This window comes from Microbacterium sp., assembly GCF_052102115.1.
GTDB lineage: Bacteria > Actinomycetota > Actinomycetes > Actinomycetales > Microbacteriaceae > Microbacterium.
In genome coordinates, this window is record NZ_JBQDVP010000049.1 from 1 (window position 1) to 19,768 (window position 19,768).

A 19,768-nucleotide genomic window follows, 5' to 3' on the forward strand; every position below is an offset into this window, starting at 1 on the left:
GGACTCCCTTTAAACAGAATGGCCACCCAACGCTGGGTGGCCATTCTGCGTTAACAACACAAACTGAGAGAATCGGGATCATGTCGAACGACGACGAGCGCCGCCCGCGGCGCGATGACGATTCCCGCAACCGCCGACGTGACGAGCGCCCACGTCGCGATAGTGCACCGCGCCGAGACGGCGCCCCGCGTCGCGATGGCGCTGCACCCCGTCGTGACGGCGCCCCGCGTCGCGATGGCGCTGCACCCCGTCGTGATGGTGCCCGCCGCACCGATACCCGCAACTCCAGCGGCGGCCGCGGTTTCCCGCAGCGCGGTGGCACGGGACGCGAGCGTCCTGACCGTCAGTCCGACGACCGGCCCCGCCACGACGATCCGGTCGTGCCCGAGGAAGTCACCGCGGATGACCTGCACAAGTCTGCCCGCAACGAGCTCAAGACACTGAGCAAGGAGAACGCCGAGCAGGTTGCTCGTCATCTCGCGATGGCTGCGAAGCTGATCGACGAGGACCCCGAGCTCGCACACAAGCACGCTCTCGCAGCATCCCGTCGTGCGGGTCGCATTGCGATCGTGCGCGAGACTCTCGGCATCACCGCCTACGCCAGCGGCGATTTCGCTCTCGCGCTGCGTGAGCTGCGCACGTACCGCCGGATCTCCGGCAAAGACGACCAGATCGCGCTCATGGTCGACAGTGAGCGCGGCGTCGGTCGCCCGGACCGCGCCCTTGAGGCCGGTCGCGCCGTCGATCGGGCATCGCTGCCTACTGCTGTCCGCGTCGAGCTGGCGATCGCCATGTCTGGCGCGCGGCTCGACCAGGGGGAGCCCGAACTGGCTCTGGGCGAGCTGCAGATTTCCGAACTCGACCCCGACCGCGCCTTCGAGTGGAGCCCGGCACTGTTCAGCGCTCACGCCGCCGTGCTCGAGGATCTCGGTCGCGACGAGGAGGCCGCGTTCTGGGTCGCCCGTGCGGACGTCGCCGCCGATGCCCTGGGAATGAACGAAGAGGACGAGGACGAGATCTTCGTGGAGGATGGCCTCATCGAAGGCGAATCCATCGAGACTGCCCCCGCTGCGGACGCTCCGAAGGGGGACTGAGTGGGAATCTTCGCCAAGACCCGTCCGACACCGCTGGACGGCGTCGATGTCGTCCTCGCCGACCTCGATGGGGTCGTCTACGCGGGCGCCGGCGCCTTGCCGCACGCGGTTCCGAGTCTGAACCGCGCGGCGGAGAACAGCCGGGTCGGGTACATCACCAACAACGCCTCCCGCACCGACGACTCCGTTGCCGAGCACCTCACCGAACTGGGTCTCTCCGTCGCGGCGAGAGACGTCGTCACCAGCCCTCAGGCGGCCATGCGCCTGCTCGCGTCCATCGTCCCCGCCCCGGCGACATTGTTGATCGTCGGGGGAGAAGGGCTGGTCGTCGAGGCCGAGAAGGCCGGCTACCGTGTCACCCGCAGCGCGGATGATGCGCCGGATGCCGTCGTGCAGGGCTTCGCGCCCGACGTTGCCTGGACCGATCTCGCCGAAGCCGCGTTCGCGCTCAAGGTGCCCGAAGAAGATGGCGGCATCCCCTGGATCGCCACCAACAGCGACTGGACGATTCCGCGCGAGCGCGGCGTTGCACCGGGCAACGGCACGCTGGTTTCTGCCGTGCACACGGCGGTCGGGCGTTTGGCGACGGTCGCCGGCAAGCCCGAAGTGCCGATCTTCGAAGAGGCGATCGCCCGGTTCGCGGCGACGAAGACGCTCTTCATCGGCGACCGGCTCGACACCGACATCATGGGCGCTTCCCGCGTCGGCATCGACTCGGTGCTCGTGCTCACCGGCATCGACCGCCCCAAACACGTCCTCGCCGCCCCGGAGGGATCCCGCCCGACCTACGTGCTCAGCGACCTGCGCGAACTGCACGAGCCCTACCCGCCGACCGAGCGCAAGGCAGGTGCGGTGACCGTCAACGGCGCCTCCGTCCGCGTGGTCGGGGGCGACGTCGAGATCCTCTCAGCGGGCAAGCGCCAGATCGACCTCGTCCGCGCCGGCGCCACCGCGATCTGGGAATCCGGTACACCGATCTTCGTGCTCAACGTTCCCGAGAAGCTCTACGACGATCCGTTCCACCGCCCCTGAGTGCGCCTTGTGACGACACCGGGCGGCCCGACGTACAGTGGAATCGTGAGTGACGACAACGCACAGCCGACCGATGGTCTGTGGAGCCGTCTGCGCCTGATCGAGGGGCAGCCGCTCGCCGACCGGGCCGAGGCCTACACGGCCGTCCACGACGAGCTGTTCCGCCGGCTCGAGAGCGGCACCAGGCCGGAATCGCACGAACGGGCTGACCAGACTGCTCCCGCAGGAGACCGGTGACGCGCCTCGACGCCGCACTCGCCGCACGCGGCCTCGCCCGCTCGCGCACGCACGCTGCCACGCTGATAACTGGCGGGCTCGTCACCGTCGACGGCCGACAGATCATCAAATCCGCGAGCGCCGTGGCAGACGATGCAGAGATCGTCGTCGCCGAGACTGATCAGTACGTCAGCCGCGGTGCGCACAAGCTCGTCGCCGCGCTCGACGCTTTCAACATTCCCGTCGACGGGCGCCTCGCGCTCGACATGGGCGCCTCCACCGGCGGCTTCACCCAGGTGCTCCGCGAGCGTGGCGCACGCAGGGTTCTGGCCGTCGATGTCGGACACGGGCAGCTCGCGGCATCCATCGCGGCAGATGCCGGCGTCACCGGCGTCGAGGGATTCAACGTCCGGTACATGACTGGCGAGAACCTCGCCGAGACCACCGGCGAATCGGCCGCACCTGAGCTCATCGTCGGCGATCTGTCGTTCATCTCGCTGGAGCTGATCCTGCCCGCCGCTGCGGCCGTCGCGGCATCCGGCGCCGACATCGTCGTGCTCGTCAAACCGCAGTTCGAAGTCGGGCGCACCGCCGTCCGTGGCGGGCTCGTCACTGATCCGGCCACTCGGTCCGACGCCGTCGCCCGGGTGGTCTGGCACGGCTGGGACGCCGGCCTCGGGATGCTGGGGATCATCGCCTCTCCGATTCTGGGCACACATGGAAATGCCGAGTTCCTCGTGCACATGGCGCCCGGACGCGGCAGCAATCCGACACAATGGACAGGACGCATCGACGAGCTGGCAGGAGGACGATGAACGAACGCAACATCCTGGTCGTCGCCCACGCCGGCCGGGACGACACCGTCGCAGCAGCCCGTCGCGTGATCGAGCTGCTCCGCGGAGCCGGTGCGCGCCCCGTCCTGTCGGCCGACGACCGGGCAGAGCTCTCCGCTGTGGATGAGGATTTCTCCGACGTCTCCGTGCTCGAGGACGACATCCACGTCGACGACCTGGAACTGGCCATCGTGCTCGGCGGAGACGGCACGATCCTGCGCGCCGCCGAACTCGTGCGGAGCACCCACAGCGCACCCGTGCTCGGCATCAACATGGGCCACGTCGGCTTCCTCGCCGAGATCGAGCGCGATGCTATGGACGATGCGGTGCAGCGCGTCATCGCCCGCGACTACATCGTCGAAGAGCGTCTCGCCCTCGCCGTACGGGTGAAGGATGCCGCCGGCGACGTCGTCTTCGAGACCTGGGCACTGAACGAGGCCACCGTCGAGAAGGCCAGCCGCGAACGCATGATCGAGGTGGTCGTCGAGATCGACGGACGCCCGCTGTCCAGCTATGGCTGCGACGGCATGGTGATCTCTACGCCGACCGGTTCCACCGCGTACAATTTCTCGGCCGGCGGCCCCGTGATCTGGCCGGCCGTCGAGGCGATCACCGTGATCCCGCTGTCCGCGCACGCGCTGTTCGCCCGCTCGCTCGTGGTCAGCCCCGACGCCTCCATCGCCATCGAGATGCTCGAACGTACAAGCGGCACCGGCATCCTCTGGTGCGACGGCCGGCGATCGCACGAACTCCCGCCGGGAGCCCGCGTCGTGGCGCGGCGGTCATCGCGACCGGTGCGCCTTGCACGCCTGCACCCCGCATCGTTCACCGACCGGCTCGTACGCAAGTTCCAGCTGCCGGTCGCGGGGTGGCGAGGTGCCGCGTCGTGATCGAGGAGATGCGGATGCAGGGCCTCGGCGTCATCGACGATGCCGTGCTGCCGTTGGGCCCCGGATTCACAGCCATCACCGGTGAGACCGGCGCGGGAAAGACGATGGTCGTCACCGGACTCGGACTCCTGCTCGGGCAGCGCGCTGATTCCGGTGCTGTGCGCGCCGGAGCGAACCAGGCATCTGTCGCCGGCGTATGGATCGTCCCCGCAGAGGGAACGATCGCCGACATCGTCACAGACGCCGGGGGAGACCTCGAATCGTTCGGCGCGGCCGGGGGAGAACAGGCACAGGGCGAGCTGTACGTCTCACGCACGCTGAGTGCCGAAGGTCGCAGCCGGGCCAGCGTCGGTGGACGAGCAGCGCCCGCCGGCGTGCTCTCATCGCTCGCCGACGAACTCGTCGTCGTGCACGGCCAGTCCGAGCAGCTGCGCCTGCGCTCCGCAGCCGCGCAGCGCGACGCACTCGACCGCTTCGGCGGCGCGGAGATCGCGACGGCACTCGAGACGTACGCCGCGGTCTACGCGCGCTGGCGCGAGCTGGATGCTGAGATCACCGACCTCGCCGAGAATCGTGACCGCCGGGCAGATGAGGCGGGCCGCCTGCGTGAGGCACTCGCGCTGATCGAGGCGACCGATCCGGAGGAGGGCGAGGACGTCGTCCTCGCAGAACGCGCCGAACGGCTCGCGAACTCCGAGGAGCTGCGGGTCGCAGCATCCCTCGCCAGGAACGCCATCTCCAGCGAAGAGGACGAGACAGATGCGTCTGCGCTCGTCGCCGAGGCTCGGCGCAACCTCGAGCGGTCCTCGGACGCGGCGCTCGTGCCCATCGCCGAGGGCGTCGCCGATGTCGGCTACCGGCTCGCCGATCTCGCGCTGCAGTTGTCGGCGTACCTCGCCGACCTCGACGAGGGCGGTCCGCACGAACTTGCCGCTGTCGAAGAACGACGTGCGGCGTTGAACACGCTGGTCCGCGCACACGGTTCGCTGGATGAGGCGCTGGAGGTCTGGCGCACAGCATCCACACGCCTGGCGGAACTCGATGACGACGGCGACCGGCTCGAACGGCTGCAGGCCGAGCGCGAAGCCGCGGGGGTCGAACTGGACGAGGCGGCGGCGGCGCTGACCGCTGCCCGTACCGAAGCCGCCGGGCGCCTGGGGGCAGAGGTCACCGACGAGCTGCACGCCCTCGCCATGCCGGACGCGCGGCTCGAGGTCGCGGTCCGGGAGGGCGCCCCGAGCACGCACGGCCGGGACGACGTCGCGATCCTGCTCGCCCCGCACCCGGGGGCTGAGCCGCGCTCGGTTGCCAAGAGCGCGTCGGGCGGCGAACTGTCGCGCGTCATGCTCGCGATCGAGGTCGTCATCGCCGGCACCGATCCGGTTCCGACCTTCGTCTTCGACGAGGTGGATGCCGGCATCGGCGGCGCCGCGGCGATCGAGGTCGGGCGTCGACTCGCACGCCTCGCGGAGTCGTCACAGGTCATCGCCGTCACGCACCTCGCACAGGTCGCCGCGTTCGCGTCGAACCATCTCTCCGTCGTCAAATCCAGCGACGGTGCCGTCACCGCCTCAAGCGTCCGGCGCCTTTCGGGTGCTGATCGCGAAGCCGAGATGGCGCGTCTGCTGTCCGGCCTCTCCGATTCGGATGCTGCCCTCACCCATGCCCGAGAGCTGCTCAGCCTCGCGGGCTGAGCACAAGTGCTCTGCGTCGACTGTTAGGATTGAAGCCCGTGATGAACTCTTCTTCTGCGGGGCCCGAGAACGACACGAATCAGCAGCCTTTCACCACGAAGCACATCTTCGTGACCGGCGGTGTCGTCTCATCGTTGGGCAAGGGGCTCACGGCCGCAAGCCTCGGCAATCTGCTCACCGCGCGCGGCGTGCGCGTCGTCATGCAGAAGCTCGACCCGTATCTGAACGTCGACCCGGGAACGATGAACCCGTTCCAGCACGGTGAGGTGTTCGTCACCGATGACGGTGCGGAGACCGACCTCGACATCGGGCACTACGAGCGCTTCCTCGACATCAACCTGTCGCAGGCCGCCAACGTCACCACCGGTCAGATCTACTCGCAGGTGATCGCGAAGGAGCGCCGCGGCGAATACCTCGGCGATACCGTGCAGGTCATTCCGCACATCACCGACGAGATCAAGCGCCGCATGCGACTGCAGGCGACCGAGGAGCCGCGGCCCGACGTCATCATCACCGAGGTCGGCGGCACGGTCGGCGACATCGAGTCGCAGCCGTTCCTCGAGTCGGCCCGTCAGCTGCGCCATGAGCTCGGCCGCGACAGCGTGTTCTTCGTGCACGTCTCGCTCGTGCCGTTCATGGGCGCCTCCGGCGAGCAGAAGACCAAGCCCACGCAGCACTCGGTCGCCGCCCTCCGCCAGGTCGGTATCCAGCCCGACGCGCTGGTGCTGCGCAGCGATCGCCCGGTCAGCGAATCGAACCGCAACAAGATCGCGCTGATGTGCGACGTCGACGCCGAGGGCGTCATCAACACGGTCGACCTGCCCAGCATCTACGACATCCCCTCGACGCTGAACGATCAGGGCCTCGACTCGTACATCGTCCGTCGCCTGGGCCTCGACGGAAAAGCCGCAGACGAGGTCGACTGGTCGCGCTGGCAGAAAGTGCTGCAGGCGGTCCACAACCCCAAGCACGAGGTCACCATCGGTCTGGTCGGCAAGTACATCGACCTGCCGGATGCCTACCTGTCGGTGACCGAGGCGCTGCGGGCCGGCGGCTTCGCCCACGAGGCGCACGTGAACATCCGCTGGATCCCGTCGGACTCGTGCGAGACGCCGGAGGGGGCCGCCAAGGCGCTGTCCGACATCGACGGCATCTGCGTGCCCGGCGGGTTCGGCATCCGCGGCATCGAGGGCAAGCTCGGCGCACTGAAGTTCGCGCGTGAGCAGGGGATCCCCACGCTCGGGCTGTGCCTCGGTCTGCAGTGCATGGTCATCGAGTACGGCCGCAACATTGCCGGGATCGCCGGCGCATCATCGAGCGAGTTCGACCCGGAGACCGCCGAGCCCGTCATCGCCACGATGGCCGAGCAGGTCGAGATCATCGACGGCGGCGACCTCGGCGGCACCATGCGACTCGGTCTCTACGAGGCGACTCTCGTCGAGGGAACCCTGGCGGCCGAGGTCTACGGCGCCACCCAGATCTCGGAACGCCATCGCCACCGCTACGAGGTCAACAACGCCTACCGCGACCGGCTCTCGGAAGCCGGACTGGTGTTCTCCGGGCTCAACCCCGAACTCGACCTCGTGGAGTTCGTCGAGCTGCCGCGCGACGTGCACCCGTACTACATCGCCACCCAGGCGCACCCCGAGCTGCGCTCGCGACCGACGAACCCGCATCCGCTGTTCCGCGGCCTCATCGGCGCGGCGATCGAACGGCACCGCTCCAGTGAGCTGTTCGACGTCGAAGACGATGACTGAGGTGATCGACGGTCTGCGGGATGAACCGTTCGAGCCGGAAGTCCTGCAGAGCGACCTCGTCTATCAGGGCTGGGTCTGGAACGTGCGCTCCGACCGCGTCGCTTACGGCAACGGCGAGATCGTGCGAGAGTACGTCGACCACACTGGAGCCGTCGCCGTGCTGGCCCTAGATGACGATGGCCGGGTGCTGCTGATCCAGCAGTACCGGCATCCGATCCGGCACCGGGACTGGGAACTGCCGGCCGGTCTGCTCGACGTCGAGGGCGAGGATCCGATGGTCGCCGCCCAGCGCGAGCTCGCCGAGGAGGCCGATCTCGTCGCCGAGAAGTGGGAACTGCTCGTCTCGACGTGGACGACTCCCGGCGGCAACAACGAGCTGATCCGCATCTATCTGGCCAGCGGCGTCGCGGCGGCTCCCGAGGCGTACGCACGCGAGGACGAGGAGGCGGACATCCGCGTGGAGTGGGTTCCGCTCTCGGATGCCGTCGACGCCGTGCTCCAGGGCCGGCTGCGCAACGGCATCCTGTCCCTCGGCGTGCTCGCTGCCGAGCGGAGACTGCGGGCGTAACCATGCGCCTGGACCGTGCGATCGACACGTATCTGCGGCACGTCACGATCGAGCGCGGCCTGTCGGAGCACACCGTCGGAGCGTATCGACGCGACCTCGCCGTGTACCTGGACTGGCTGACGGATGCCGGGATCGACGACACCACGGCGGTGACCGGTGCGATCATCGGCCGCTTCATCGCCGATCGCTCCGCCGTCGTGCCGGCACCGGCGGCGACGAGCCTGGCGCGGCTGCAGTCGTCGGTGCGGGGGCTGCACCGTTTCCTCGTGCGCGAGGGGGTCGAGCCCGAGGATCCCACCGGCAGGCTCCGCCCGCCCAAGACGCCCCAACGGCTGCCGAAGGCGCTCACGATCGATCAGGTCGAGCGGCTGCTGGCGGCACCCTCGGCGGAGGAGCCGCTCGGCATCCGCGATCGCGCGCTGCTCGAGCTGCTCTATGCGACCGGTGCACGCGTGTCGGAAGCCGTGGGTCTCGACGTGGACGACCTCGCGCACGGTGACGTGCTGCGCCTGCGCGGCAAGGGGTCCAAGGAACGGATCGTGCCGATCGGATCATTCGCGCGGAATGCCGTGGACGCCTATCTCACGCGCGTACGCCCCGCTCTCGCAGCGAAAGGCAAGGCGACAGCCCGGCTCTTCCTCGGGGCGCGCGGGGCGCCGCTGTCGCGGCAGAGCGCGTGGCTCGTGATCCGCTCTGCCGCCGAACGCGCCCAGATCACCGCCGAGGTCTCGCCGCACACGCTGCGCCACTCGTTCGCGACGCACCTGCTGCAGGGAGGTGCCGACGTGCGCGTCGTGCAGGAGCTGCTCGGGCACGCCTCGGTCTCGACGACGCAGATCTACACGCACGTCTCGGTGGACACGCTGCGCGACATCTATGCGACATCGCACCCGCGGGCGCGTTAGCGGGGATCGCCGGGTGGGGAAACCACGAACACGCAGGTGAATCGCTAGAATCGACCAAGCATGAGTGAAGCAGGAGATTCGGTGGCTCAGAACGTGGCGAAGACCAAGGGCAAGACGTCGAAGGCCGACGACACCCCCATGGGGCCCACGGGGCGTCCGTACCACGGCTTCCCCATCCCCGCCCCGCTCGACGCACACGGCCCGGCACGCATCATTGCGCTCTGCAACCAGAAGGGCGGCGTCGGCAAGACGACCACGTCGATCAATCTCGCCGCCGCGCTCGCCGACTACGGTCGCAAGGTGCTCGCCGTCGATTTCGACCCGCAGGGCGCGCTGTCGGCGGGACTCGGCATCCAAACGCACGAGGCGCCCACGATCTACGATCTGCTCCTGGACACCAAGCGCGACGCGCACGACGCGATCGTGAAGTCGGCGGTCGACGGGCTCGACGTCATCCCCGCGAACATCGACCTCTCGGCCGCTGAAGTGCATCTGGTCAACGAGGTCGCCCGCGAGACGATCCTCGCCCGCGTGCTGCGGCAGGTCGCTGGCGAATACGACGTCATCCTCATCGACTGCCAGCCTTCGCTGGGATTGCTGACCGTGAACGCGCTCACCGCAAGCCACGGTGTGCTCATCCCGCTCGAATGCGAGTTCTTCGCGCTGCGCGGTGTCGCGCTGCTCATCGAGACGATCGAGAAGGTGCGCGACCGCCTGAACCCGGCCATCACCCTCGACGGTCTGCTCGCCACGATGTACGACTCCCGCACCCTGCACTCGCGCGAGGTGCTCGAGCGCGTCGTCGAGGCGTTCGGCGACGATGTGCTCGAGACGGTGATCGGACGCACCGTGAAGTTCCCCGATGCATCGGTGTCGGGGGTTCCCATCACCGAGTTCGCGCCGGAGCATGCCGCCGCCCAGGCGTATCTGCGACTGGCCCGGGAGCTGGTCGCCCGTGGCGCCGTCGCTTGAGCCTGTTGAGCCTGTTGAGCCTGTTGACGTCGATTCCGGGTTCCGCGTCTCGCTGACGAACTTCGACGGGCCGTTCGATCTGTTGCTGAACCTCATCTCGCAGCACGAGATGGACATCACCGAGGTGTCCCTCAGCGCGGTGACGAACGAGTTCATCGCGTACCTCAAAGAGCTCGAGGAGGACGAGGAGCTCGACCAGGCCTCCGAATTCCTCGTCGTCGCGGCCACGCTGCTCGACATGAAGGTCGCAGGGCTCCTACCGCAGGGCGAGCTCGTCGACGCCGAGGCCGTGGCGCTGCTCGAAGCCCGCGATCTGCTGTTCGCGCGGCTGCTGCAGTACCGGGCGTTCAAAGAGGTTTCGGCCTGGTTCGCGCGGTGCCTGCAGCGCGAGGATCGTCGTCATACCCGGGCTGTGCGCCTCGATGAGAAGCACCGGCGGCAGACCCCCGAGCTGGTCTGGACCCTCAGCGCCGACGATTTCGCTGCTCTCGCGCTCCTCGCTTTCGCGCCCAAGGAGATCCCGACCGTCGGCTTCGATCACCTGCACGCGCCGCTGGTCAGCATCCGGGAGCAGGCGGCAATCGTCGTCACGCTGCTGCGCGGCACCGAGTCGCTGACCTTCCGCGAGCTCGTCGCCGGCACCGCAGAGCCCGGCATCGTCGTCGCGCGGTTCATCTCGGTGCTCGAGCTGTACCGGCACTCCGCGCTGTCCTTCGAACAACTGGAACCGCTCGGCGAGCTGACGCTGCGCTGGGCCGCCGACTCCTGGTCGGACGAGACACTTGCGACCCTGGGGGCCGATTATGACCGATGAGATGTCCGCGGACACCGTGACGGCGCTGCCGCTCACCGAGAAGCTCGAGGCGATCCTGCTCATCATCGACGAGCCGCTCGGCCTCGTCGCCCTCGCTGCCGCGGTGAGCGCACCCGTGCCCGCGGTTCGCCAGGCGATCGAAAGGCTCGTCGACGACTACGACGGCAACGGCTCAGGCCCCCGTCGCGGGTTCGAGCTGCGTGAGGTCGGTGGTGGTTGGCGGCTCTACGTGCGCGAGGATCACGACGACCTCGTCGCCGAATTCGTCGGCGGGCAGGCTCCCGCCCGGCTCTCCCAGGCGGCCCTCGAGACGCTTGCGGTCATCGCATACAAGCAGCCGGTCACACGCAGCCAGGTCGCCTCCATCCGCGCGGTGAACGTCGACTCGGTCGTTCGCACGCTGCTCGCGCGCGGGCTGATCACCGAACTGTTCGCCGACTCCGAGACCGGCGCCATCAACTACGGCACTACTGACACGCTGCTGCAGAACCTCGGCATCAACTCGCTCGACGAGCTGCCGCCGATCTCGCCGCTGCTCGACGACGGCGCCGACGGATTCGACGAAGGAACCATCCGATGACTGACAACACCACCCCAGAGGGCGTCCGGCTGCAGAAGGTGCTCGCCGCCGCGGGGGTCGCCTCCCGTCGCGTGGTGGAGAACTACATTGTCGAGGGGCGAATCCGCGTCAACGGCGTCGTCGTGGAAGAGCTCGGGCGCCGCATCGACCCGGAGACCGACCAGGTCGATGTCGACGGCACGGCGATCCAGCTCGACGTCTCCAAACACTACGTCCTGCTGAACAAGCCCACCGGCGTGGTCAGCACTATGAAGGACGAGAACGGCCGGCCGGATCTCCGCCGCTTCACCAGCGAGTACGAGGAGCGCCTCTACAACGTCGGCAGGCTGGATGCCGAGACCAGCGGACTGCTCCTCCTCACCAACGACGGCGAGCTCGCCCACGTGCTCGCGCATCCGTCGTTCGGGGTCACCAAGGTCTACATCGCCAAGGTTGAGGGCACCGTCACCGCGCAGGTCATCCAGAAGCTCACGAAGGGCTTCGACCTGGAGGACGGGTTCATCAAGGCAGATAAAGCGCGACTGCTGGATGCCTCACAGGGTGCGAGCCTGGTCGAACTCACCCTGCACTCCGGTCGCAACCGGATCGTGCGCCGCATGATGGCTGAGGTGGGGCACCCGGTCACCGAGCTCGTGCGCCGTCAGTTCGGCCCGCTCCACCTGGGAACGCTCCCGGCGGGGAAGTCCAGGGAACTGACTAAAATCGAACGTGGTGCGTTGCTGACTCTCGCGCGCCACGATGCCCCTGCGGACGCCACGCCGGGAGATGCCCAGGAGACCGAGTGAGCGACACCGCCAGAACCCATGGCAACGGCAACGCGCCGCGCCTTTCGGGGACCGTCCGCGTCGTGGGCGCCGGACTGCTCGGCGCGAGCATCGGTCACGCTCTGCGCGCGAAGGGCATCGATGTCGTCCTCGCCGACACCTCGCCGGCGCAGCTGCGCCTGGCGATCGACTACGGCGCCGGTCGGGCCGCCCGTGACGACGACACTCCCGCATTGATCGTCGTCTCGGTGCCGCCGGATGTCACCGCTGAGGTGATCGAGGCCGAGCTCACCCGGTTCCCGGATGCCGTCGTCACCGATGTCGCGAGTGTGAAGCTCGACCCGTTCCGCGCTCTCACGGAGCGCGGCGTCGACATCTCCCGGTACATCGGCTCGCATCCCCTTGCCGGCCGGGAGCGCGGGGGAGCGATCTCGGCTCGTGCCGACCTGTTCATCGGGCGTCCGTGGGTCGTCTGCCGCGACGAGGAGACGCGTGCCGCAGACCTTGCGCTCGTCGAGGACCTCGCCCTCGATGTCGGCGCGATGCCGATCGAGATGACGCCCGAGGAGCACGACCGCTCTGTCGCCCTCACCTCGCACGTCCCGCAGGTCGTCGCGAGCCTGCTGGCCGCGCGCCTCGCGGGTGCCGACGAGGATGCTCTGCGTCTCGCCGGGCAGGGGGTGCGCGACACGACGCGCATCGCAGCATCCGCTCCCGAACTGTGGGTGCAGATCCTCGGCGCGAATGCCGAACCTGTCGTCGAAGTGCTCGATGCTCTCGCGACCGATCTGAAGACGGTGTCGGAGGCGCTGCGGCAACCGGCGGCCCCCGGAGCCCGCCGCGTCGTCGCCGAGACGATCCGTCAGGGCAATGACGGCGTCGAAAGACTTCCGGGCAAGCACGGCCAGAACCGCCGATTCGAGCAGCTGATCGTCATGGTCGATGACACTCCCGGCCAGCTCGGCCGCCTGTTCGGCGAGCTCGGCGAGCTGGGCGTGAACGTGGAGGACCTGCGTCTGGAGCACTCGCCGGGGGCGCAATTCGGCCTCGCCGAGATCAGCGTGGCTCCTGCCGCGCTGCGAGGCGCGGTGGAAGGGCTCCAAGAGCGCGGCTGGCGGATTGCAGGAGCGACCAATGAGTGATTTCATCGCCATCGACGGACCAGCGGGATCGGGCAAATCGAGCGTCTCCGCGGCGATCGCGCGCCAGCGCGGCTACGGCCTGCTCGACACTGGTGCAGCGTATCGGGCGCTGGCCTGGCATGTCCTGGACCGCGGCGACGACACGGATGACGCGCAGGCGGTCATCGCCGCGGCATCCGATTTCGATCTTCGACTCGGGCTCGACCCCGACGACCGCACCGTCGCCGTCGGCGAGACCGACATCACCGCGGCGATCCGTGAGCCGCGCGTCTCAGGTGCCGTCAGCGGCGTCGCCCGCGTGCCCGCCGTGCGCGAACAGGTCAACATCTTCTTCCGGTCGCTGGTCGCGAAGGCTGACCAGCCGGCCGTCGTCGTCGAAGGACGCGACATCACCACCGTCGTCGCGCCGGACGCCCCGGTGCGCATCCTGCTCACGGCAGCCCCGGAGGTTCGTGCGGCCCGCCGCGCGGGGGAACTCGCCGGCGAGAACGCCGCTGCCGTTGCCGAGGCGTTGCATCGGCGCGACGCATCTGACAGTGCGGTCGTCGACTTCTTGAATGCCGCAGAGGGCGTCGACGTCGTCGACACGACGCACCTCGATTTCCCACAGACCATCGACGCCGTACTCGCGGTGATCGACCGAAAGCAAGGAGCGGAACATGGCCGCTGAAGAAGAGTACGAGGGTGGCCCCGACCACCTCGCCGAGAAGATGGACGAGCTCGACGAGCAGCTCGCCGAACAGCGCGCGGAGGCTCTGCGCGCCGGACTCGCCGACTACGACCTCGATGAGGATGACGCCGCTCTCCTCGCCGGACTCACGCAGGGCGAGGGCGGAATCGAATTCCTGCCCGCGCTGCCGGTCGTGGCGATCGTCGGGCGCCCGAACGTCGGCAAGTCCGCGTTGGTGAACCGTATCCTCGGACGCCGTGAGGCCGTCGTCGAGGACACCCCTGGCGTCACTCGCGACCGCGTCACGTACAAGGCCGAGTGGAACGACCGGCGCTTCTCGCTCGTCGATACCGGCGGGTGGGAACCGGATGCCAAGGGCATCGACCGCTCCGTCGCAGCTCAAGCCGAGGTCGCGATCGACCTGTCGGATGTCGTGCTGTTCGTCGTCGACGCCATGGTGGGTGCCACCTCGACCGACGAGCACGTGGTGAAGCTGTTGCGCAAGAGCGGCAAGCCGGTGTTCCTCGTCGCGAACAAGATCGACGACACCCGTCAGGAGCCCGAATCGGCAGCCCTGTGGAACCTCGGACTCGGCCAGCCGTACCCGACCTCGGCCGTGCATGGCCGCGGGGTCGCCGATCTGCTCGACGCTGTGCTCGAGAAGCTCCCCAGCATCTCAGCCATCGCGAAGTACGAGGTCGGCGGTCCGCGCCGCGTCGCGATCCTCGGGCGCCCGAACGTCGGCAAGTCGTCGCTGTTGAACAAGGCCGCGGGGGAGGATCGCGTCGTCGTCAACGAGCTCGCTGGCACCACCCGCGATCCGGTGGACGAGGTCGTCGAACTGGGCGGAAAGCTCTGGCGCCTGGTGGACACCGCCGGCATCCGCCGCCGAGTGCACCTGCAGCAGGGAGCCGACTTCTACGCGTCGCTGCGCACGTCGGCCGCTCTCGAGAAAGCCGAGGTCGCCGTCGTCGTGCTGGACGTCTCCGAGTCGCTCAGCGAGCAGGACGTGCGCATCATCGACCTGGTGCTCGAGTCAGGGCGTGCGCTCGTGCTCGCGTTCAACAAGTGGGATCGCCTGAGCGATATCGACCTGGAGAACCAGGATCGCCGCCGCTACCTGGAACGTGAGATCGAGCAGGACCTCGCCCACGTCACGTGGGCGCCGCGGGTGAACATCTCCGCGAAGACCGGTCGTCACTTCGACAAGCTCGTGCCCGCGCTCGAGACGGCGCTGGAGAACTGGGATCGTCGCATCCCCACGGGCAAGTTCAACGCGTTCCTCAGCGAGCTCGTCGCCGAGCATCCTCACCCCCTGCGCGGAGGCAAGCAACCGCGCATCCTGTTCGGCACGCAGGCGTCCACGCGCCCGCCGACGTTCGTGCTGTTCACGACCGGCTTCCTCGACCCCGGCTACCGGCGGTTCATCCAGCGTCGCCTGCGCGAGCTGTACGAGTTCGAGGGGACGCCGATCGTCATCAACATGCGCGTGCGGGAGAAGCGCCAGCGGTAAGCCGCGCCTCCTTGCCCGGCGGCGCCTTGAGTGGTGCAATGGAGGATGGATGCCGTGACCACGCGGCGTCTGTCATCTGTGCCCACAAGGCCTGCCGAAAGAGGATGCAATGTCGCACACCCTGCCCCTTCCCGAGTTCTCCCACGAGCGGGTGGAGGTGATCACCGGCCGGCGCAGCGGATTGTTCATCGCTGTCGCACTGCACTCGTCTGTGCTCGGCTCTGCTCTCGGCGGCGCGCGGCTGTGGACCTACCCGCACTGGAGCGATGCGCTCGGTGATGCCCTGCGTCTGTCGGCGGCGATGACGCTGAAGAACGCTACTGCCGGTCTGGATGCCGGCGGTGGAAAGTCTGTCATCGGGCTCGCAGAGGGCACGGTGCTCGACTCCGAGCGTCGGCGTGATGCTTTTCTCGACCTCGGTGACGCGGTGGAGTCGTTCGGCGGCCTCTACCGCACGGCCGAAGACGTCGGCTCGACCATGGACGACATGGCCGTGGTCGGTGAGCGCACCGCGCACGTCGTCGGCCTTCCTGATGCTGCGGGCGGCTCGGGTGAACCTGCGGGGCCGACCAGCCTCGGCGTGTACGAGTCGCTGCGCGCCGTGCTCGAGCGGACGACGGGATCGGCGGACGTCGCCGGTCGGCGCATCACGATCTCCGGGCTCGGACAGGTCGGCGGGCGTCTGGCCGTTCGGCTCTCCGCCGAGGGCGCCGTGCTGACCGTCACCGATGTCAACCCAGCTCGTCAGCATCTCGCCGGTGAGCTCGGGGCAACGTGGGTGGAGCCCGGTGCCGAGCACTTCGTGGCTTCGGACCTGTTCGTGCCGGCCGGCATCGGGGGGCTGCTCACGGACGATGTGATCGATGCGCTGGACACCCGTGCGGTGTGCGGGCCGGCCAACAATCCGCTGGCGTCGCACGATGGCGCGGAGCGCCTGGCGCAGCGCGGCATCCTGTACGCCCCCGATTTCGTCGTGAACGCCGGCGGGGTCATCTATCTCGACCTCGAGGCCAAGCAGCTCGGCACGCGCGACGAGATCATGGGTCGCGTCGCGCAGATCGGCGACACGGTGCGCCGGATCCTCGCGGATGCCGAGGAACGCAGCATCACACCGCTCGCCGCGGCCGAGGAACTGGCTGCCGAGCGGCTGCGCGCGGGGGAGTCGGCGCTTCAGACGCTGTAGACCTCGCGGACTCGGTCGCGCAGCTCGTGGCTGCAGGCGGTGACGGTCTCTTCCCATGTGAGGTTCGCGCCGTCCTGGGCGGTGTCGGAGACGGCCTTCCAGATGCGGATCGGCACCCCGAACTGCGCGGCCACCCACGCGTATGCGTAGGACTCCATGTCGACCAGGCGACCGCCGAGGGTGCGGATGAGCTGGACCGCGTCGGCATCGTCGATGAAGCTGTCGCCCGTGGCGATGGAGACGTCTCCGTCGCCGAGCGCGATGCGCTGGGGCATCGACACGTGCTCGCCGCGGACGCCGGATTCGTTGATGACGTCGTGCTGGAACGTCCAGTGGACTTCATGGACGCCCGACTCGATCGTTTCGTCGAGGGCACCGGCGGTGCCCACCACGAGGATCTCGTCGTAGGTTCCCGCGTCGAGCGCGCGGGTGAGCGCGTACGTGGCCTTGAGCTTGCCGGGGCCCGTGACGAGCCGGTCGAACCCGGGCAACCGGGCGGGGAAGGCGATAAGTTCGGATTCGAGGGCGGCGACGAGAAGCTTCACCCGATCATTCTCCCAGAGCCCGGAGTCGTTGAGCGTGCGCGGACCCTTCCTACGGGTCGTTGAGCGGGCGCTGGACCCTTCCGTCGGGTCGTTGAGCGAGCGCCAGCGAGACGAAACGCGTTGAGCGAGCCGGAGGCGAGTCGAAACGGCCACCGTAACCCGCCGTCGTTCACAGCCCTGACCCCCGCTTGCTGTGAAAAGCTGGACGGGTGACGATCATTCCCCCTGGCCCCGAAGAGCCGCGACGCCCGCTCGGGCCGCGCGACCCGGGGGATGCCTGGGTCGTCGCGGAGACGGGGGAGAAGTACTGGGGTCGGTTCGGCGCCGCTGGATTGCTCGCGGTGGATGCCGAGCGCGGCATCCTGCTGCAGCACCGGGTGAGCTGGAGTCACTTCGGCGGCACGTGGGGACTGCCCGGCGGGGCCCTGCACCAGGCCGAGTCGGCGATCGACGGGGCGATCCGGGAAGCGACCGAAGAAGCCGGTGTCCCGTCAGGTTCGGTCGAGGTTCGCTTCACGAGCGTGCTGGATCTCGGCATCTGGTCGTATACGACGGTCGTCGCCGACGTCGTCGAGCCGTTCGATCCGGTCATCAGCGACCCGGAAAGCGTGGCTCTGGAATGGGTGCCGCTCGACGAGGTAGCAGAGCGCCCGCTGCACCCGGGGTTCGCAGACGCGTGGCCTCGTCTGCGCGAGCGGCTCGCTTAGTCTTGGTCGCGGCCGCGGAGCCGATCGATCTCGCGACGTTCGCGCTTCGTGGGGCGCCCGGCACCGCGATCCCGCATGCCGACGATCGCCTGCGGCTCGCGCGGCGGGGTGCGGTCGTCATACGCGAGGGCGGCCACGGGCGCGCCCACGCGTTTGGTGAGTGTCTGGCGGACGATGAGGATGCGGTCGAAGCCGCTGATGCGCACGCGCAGTTGATCTCCGGGCTTCACGGTCTGTGCGGCCTTGGCCTTCTCGCCGTTCACCCGGACGTGACCGGCGCGGCATGCGGTGGTGGCTGCGGATCGCGTCTTGTACACGCGGACCGCCCACAGCCAACTGTCTACTCGCACCGGGGACGTCATCAGTTGTCCCGTCATCGCGTGCTCCGCTGCCGCAGGGAGACCAGGACACCGGCGACGATGAGGCCCTGTCCGAGCGTGTAGGTGAGCATAACGATCGGGCTCGTCCATGCGGGCATATCAGTGAACAGCCGGAAGGCCAGCACGGTGTCGCTGAGGAGGAAGAAGATGCTCCCGACGACGACGAGCGGATGACAGCGGGCAGCGAAGGCGGCGGTGCCGCCGAGGACGATGCCGTATGCGGCTACCGCTGGCAGGAGTGCGCCGGTGTGCGGTCCGAGTACGACGATCATCGCAATCCACCAGGCGACGTACACCAGCGTCCACCACGGCATCCTGCGGTGTCGGAGCACGCGGATGAACAGGACCATGTAGGCGATGTGGGCAAGACCGAAGAACAGCAGCATGAGCGGCAGTTCGGGGCCGGTGGGGAAGAGAGCGCCGGCACTGTCGCCGAGCCAGGAGAGGATGATGGCCGCGAGCAGCAGGGCGATCGCGAAGACGGGACGTGGGCGGAGCGACACGATCACGGGGATCGCGAGCAGCGGTATCAGCCAGATCTTGGTGGGGCCTGCGATGTCGCTGTCAGCAGCGAGGGCCGCGACATGCACGATCGACACGGCGATATAGGGGAGGAACGACCAGGGCAGGAGCGTTCTCAGCGGGATGCTGCGCGGCATCTCACCATCGTAGGACGGCGCACCTCAGGTGACGTCGAGGCTGACCACCGGACGTTCGGGCTTCGGCCCGCGGATCTCGCGGAAACCGGCCGCGAGAAACGTGGACAGTGCACCATGGAACAGATCGTTGACCCGCACGTTCGTCTGAGCAGTGTCGATCGGGTACCCCTCGATGACACGGGCGCCGGAGTCTCGTGCGTACGCGATCGCGGCGTCGAGGAGTGCGGCATTCAGCCCCTGACCGCGGTACTCCTTGCGGACGACGAAGCAGCTGACCGCCCACACGCTGTCGTCGTCGAGGGGCTCTTGGGTCGTCGCGACGATGTTGCGGGTGCGGCCGAGGCGGCGCTGCGCAGGTCGGGGGCCGATACGTACCCATCCGGCGGGTTCGTCGTCGACGTAGGCGACGATCCCGGGTGGACGGTCGGAGAGGACTTCGTGTCGGAACAGTGCCGTGCGCTGGTCGAGATCGGTGGTCTGCCACTCTTTGTTCGTGAGCACCGGCCACACGCACTGGCAGCTTCGACCATCTCCGCCGCCGCTGAGGGTGTGTTGGATGTCGTCCCAGATCTCGGGGCTTGCGAGTGCGGTGGTGATCGTCGGCATGTGCGGAAGGTTACGCCCCGAGTGGGACACAGACAACAGCGGATGCTGGTTCGCATCGACCCTGGGGTGCGGCTAAGATAGGGGAGTTGCCTGCGCGCGAGCGCACGACAACGGGCTGTGGCGCAGCTTGGTAGCGCACTTGACTGGGGGTCAAGTGCGGTAACGACTGTTTCCGGCCGAAAAGTGAATAACGGGATGTGGCGCAGCTTGGTAGCGCACCTGACTGGGGGTCAGGGGGTCGCAG

Annotated in this window: 21 protein-coding genes, 1 tRNA gene and 1 pseudogene; 19 read left to right on the forward strand and 4 right to left on the reverse strand. The window is 68.4% G+C overall.

Going from position 1 to position 19,768, the window contains the following annotated elements; translation table 11 throughout:
• Window positions 1-80 precede the first annotated feature (80 nt).
• The 17 genes from ACTICP_RS13085 (at window position 81) to ACTICP_RS13165 (ending at window position 16,627) form a co-directional block, all read left to right on the forward strand.
• Window positions 81-1,094, forward strand: coding sequence for a hypothetical protein (locus tag ACTICP_RS13085; protein ID WP_441893042.1), 1,014 nt, complete (start codon window positions 81-83; stop codon window positions 1,092-1,094).
• A complete protein-coding gene (locus ACTICP_RS13090; RefSeq protein ID WP_441893044.1) occupies window positions 1,095-2,126 on the forward strand; it encodes an HAD-IIA family hydrolase in 1,032 nt (343 codons plus the stop codon).
• A 45-nt stretch (window positions 2,127-2,171) separates the two neighbouring features.
• Entirely contained in the window at window positions 2,172-2,363 is a 192-nt protein-coding gene (locus ACTICP_RS13095; RefSeq protein ID WP_441893046.1) for a hypothetical protein, read from the forward strand.
• Entirely contained in the window at window positions 2,360-3,157 is a 798-nt protein-coding gene (locus tag ACTICP_RS13100; RefSeq protein WP_441893048.1) for a TlyA family RNA methyltransferase, read from the forward strand. Before ACTICP_RS13095 ends, ACTICP_RS13100 begins: the two co-directional genes overlap by 4 nt.
• Entirely contained in the window at window positions 3,154-4,065 is a 912-nt protein-coding gene (locus tag ACTICP_RS13105; RefSeq protein WP_441893050.1) for an NAD kinase, read from the forward strand. Before ACTICP_RS13100 ends, ACTICP_RS13105 begins: the two co-directional genes overlap by 4 nt.
• The gene (recN, locus tag ACTICP_RS13110; RefSeq protein ID WP_441893051.1) at window positions 4,062-5,759 is read left to right on the forward strand and encodes a DNA repair protein RecN; all 1,698 of its coding nucleotides are present in this window, start codon (window positions 4,062-4,064) and stop codon (window positions 5,757-5,759) included. The genes ACTICP_RS13105 and recN overlap by 4 nt, the downstream gene beginning before the upstream one ends.
• 41 nt (window positions 5,760-5,800) lie before the next feature.
• Window positions 5,801-7,516, forward strand: a complete 1,716-nt coding sequence (locus ACTICP_RS13115; protein ID WP_441893053.1) for a CTP synthase — start codon at window positions 5,801-5,803, stop codon at window positions 7,514-7,516.
• Window positions 7,509-8,084: an NUDIX domain-containing protein gene (locus ACTICP_RS13120; protein ID WP_441893055.1), complete on the forward strand. Its 576-nt coding sequence runs from the start codon at window positions 7,509-7,511 to the stop codon at window positions 8,082-8,084. The genes ACTICP_RS13115 and ACTICP_RS13120 overlap by 8 nt, the downstream gene beginning before the upstream one ends.
• 2 nt (window positions 8,085-8,086) lie before the next feature.
• On the forward strand, window positions 8,087-8,989 hold the full coding sequence (gene xerD, locus ACTICP_RS13125) for a site-specific tyrosine recombinase XerD (RefSeq protein WP_441893057.1): 903 nt from the start codon (window positions 8,087-8,089) through the stop codon (window positions 8,987-8,989).
• Between the two features lie 138 nt (window positions 8,990-9,127).
• Window positions 9,128-9,961, forward strand: coding sequence for a ParA family protein (locus tag ACTICP_RS13130; protein WP_441893078.1), 834 nt, complete (start codon window positions 9,128-9,130; stop codon window positions 9,959-9,961).
• The gene (locus ACTICP_RS13135; RefSeq protein ID WP_441893059.1) at window positions 9,945-10,775 is read left to right on the forward strand and encodes a segregation and condensation protein A; all 831 of its coding nucleotides are present in this window, start codon (window positions 9,945-9,947) and stop codon (window positions 10,773-10,775) included. Before ACTICP_RS13130 ends, ACTICP_RS13135 begins: the two co-directional genes overlap by 17 nt.
• Window positions 10,765-11,355, forward strand: a complete 591-nt coding sequence (gene scpB, locus ACTICP_RS13140; RefSeq protein ID WP_441893060.1) for an SMC-Scp complex subunit ScpB — start codon at window positions 10,765-10,767, stop codon at window positions 11,353-11,355. Before ACTICP_RS13135 ends, scpB begins: the two co-directional genes overlap by 11 nt.
• Window positions 11,352-12,140: a pseudouridine synthase gene (locus tag ACTICP_RS13145; RefSeq protein ID WP_441893062.1), complete on the forward strand. Its 789-nt coding sequence runs from the start codon at window positions 11,352-11,354 to the stop codon at window positions 12,138-12,140. Before scpB ends, ACTICP_RS13145 begins: the two co-directional genes overlap by 4 nt.
• The gene (locus ACTICP_RS13150; RefSeq protein ID WP_441893064.1) at window positions 12,137-13,261 is read left to right on the forward strand and encodes a prephenate dehydrogenase; all 1,125 of its coding nucleotides are present in this window, start codon (window positions 12,137-12,139) and stop codon (window positions 13,259-13,261) included. The genes ACTICP_RS13145 and ACTICP_RS13150 overlap by 4 nt, the downstream gene beginning before the upstream one ends.
• Window positions 13,254-13,931 (forward strand): (d)CMP kinase, encoded by a 678-nt coding sequence (gene cmk / locus ACTICP_RS13155; protein WP_441893066.1) that lies wholly within the window; start codon window positions 13,254-13,256, stop codon window positions 13,929-13,931. The genes ACTICP_RS13150 and cmk overlap by 8 nt, the downstream gene beginning before the upstream one ends.
• The gene (der, locus tag ACTICP_RS13160; RefSeq protein ID WP_441893068.1) at window positions 13,921-15,444 is read left to right on the forward strand and encodes a ribosome biogenesis GTPase Der; all 1,524 of its coding nucleotides are present in this window, start codon (window positions 13,921-13,923) and stop codon (window positions 15,442-15,444) included. Before cmk ends, der begins: the two co-directional genes overlap by 11 nt.
• Before the next feature lie 109 nt (window positions 15,445-15,553).
• Window positions 15,554-16,627: a Glu/Leu/Phe/Val dehydrogenase dimerization domain-containing protein gene (locus tag ACTICP_RS13165; RefSeq protein ID WP_441893070.1), complete on the forward strand. Its 1,074-nt coding sequence runs from the start codon at window positions 15,554-15,556 to the stop codon at window positions 16,625-16,627.
• On the opposite strand, the gene ACTICP_RS13170 is transcribed toward ACTICP_RS13165, so the two are convergent.
• Window positions 16,615-17,172: a phosphorylase family protein gene (locus ACTICP_RS13170; RefSeq protein WP_441893072.1), complete on the reverse strand. Its 558-nt coding sequence runs from the start codon at window positions 17,170-17,172 to the stop codon at window positions 16,615-16,617. The genes ACTICP_RS13165 and ACTICP_RS13170 overlap by 13 nt on opposite strands.
• Window positions 17,173-17,381: 209 nt before the next feature.
• Between ACTICP_RS13170 and ACTICP_RS13175 the strand changes: the two are divergent.
• A pseudogene (locus tag ACTICP_RS13175) lies at window positions 17,382-17,876 on the forward strand (NUDIX domain-containing protein); the annotation flags it as partial.
• Here the strand turns inward: ACTICP_RS13175 and ACTICP_RS13180 are convergent.
• From ACTICP_RS13180 to ACTICP_RS13190, 3 genes are read right to left on the reverse strand one after another with little or no spacing between them, the layout of a single operon-like run.
• Window positions 17,876-18,241: an RNA-binding S4 domain-containing protein gene (locus tag ACTICP_RS13180; protein ID WP_441893080.1), complete on the reverse strand. Its 366-nt coding sequence runs from the start codon at window positions 18,239-18,241 to the stop codon at window positions 17,876-17,878. The pseudogene ACTICP_RS13175 and the gene ACTICP_RS13180 sit on opposite strands and share 1 nt — an antisense overlap.
• A gap of 11 nt (window positions 18,242-18,252) precedes the next feature.
• A complete protein-coding gene (locus ACTICP_RS13185; RefSeq protein ID WP_441893074.1) occupies window positions 18,253-18,918 on the reverse strand; it encodes a lysoplasmalogenase family protein in 666 nt (221 codons plus the stop codon).
• Window positions 18,919-18,942: 24 nt separating this feature from the next.
• Window positions 18,943-19,524: a GNAT family N-acetyltransferase gene (locus tag ACTICP_RS13190; protein ID WP_441893076.1), complete on the reverse strand. Its 582-nt coding sequence runs from the start codon at window positions 19,522-19,524 to the stop codon at window positions 18,943-18,945.
• A 111-nt stretch (window positions 19,525-19,635) separates the two neighbouring features.
• On the opposite strand from ACTICP_RS13190, the gene ACTICP_RS13195 reads away from it, so the two are divergent.
• Window positions 19,636-19,705 (forward strand) — tRNA-Pro (locus ACTICP_RS13195).
• Window positions 19,706-19,768 lie beyond the last annotated feature (63 nt).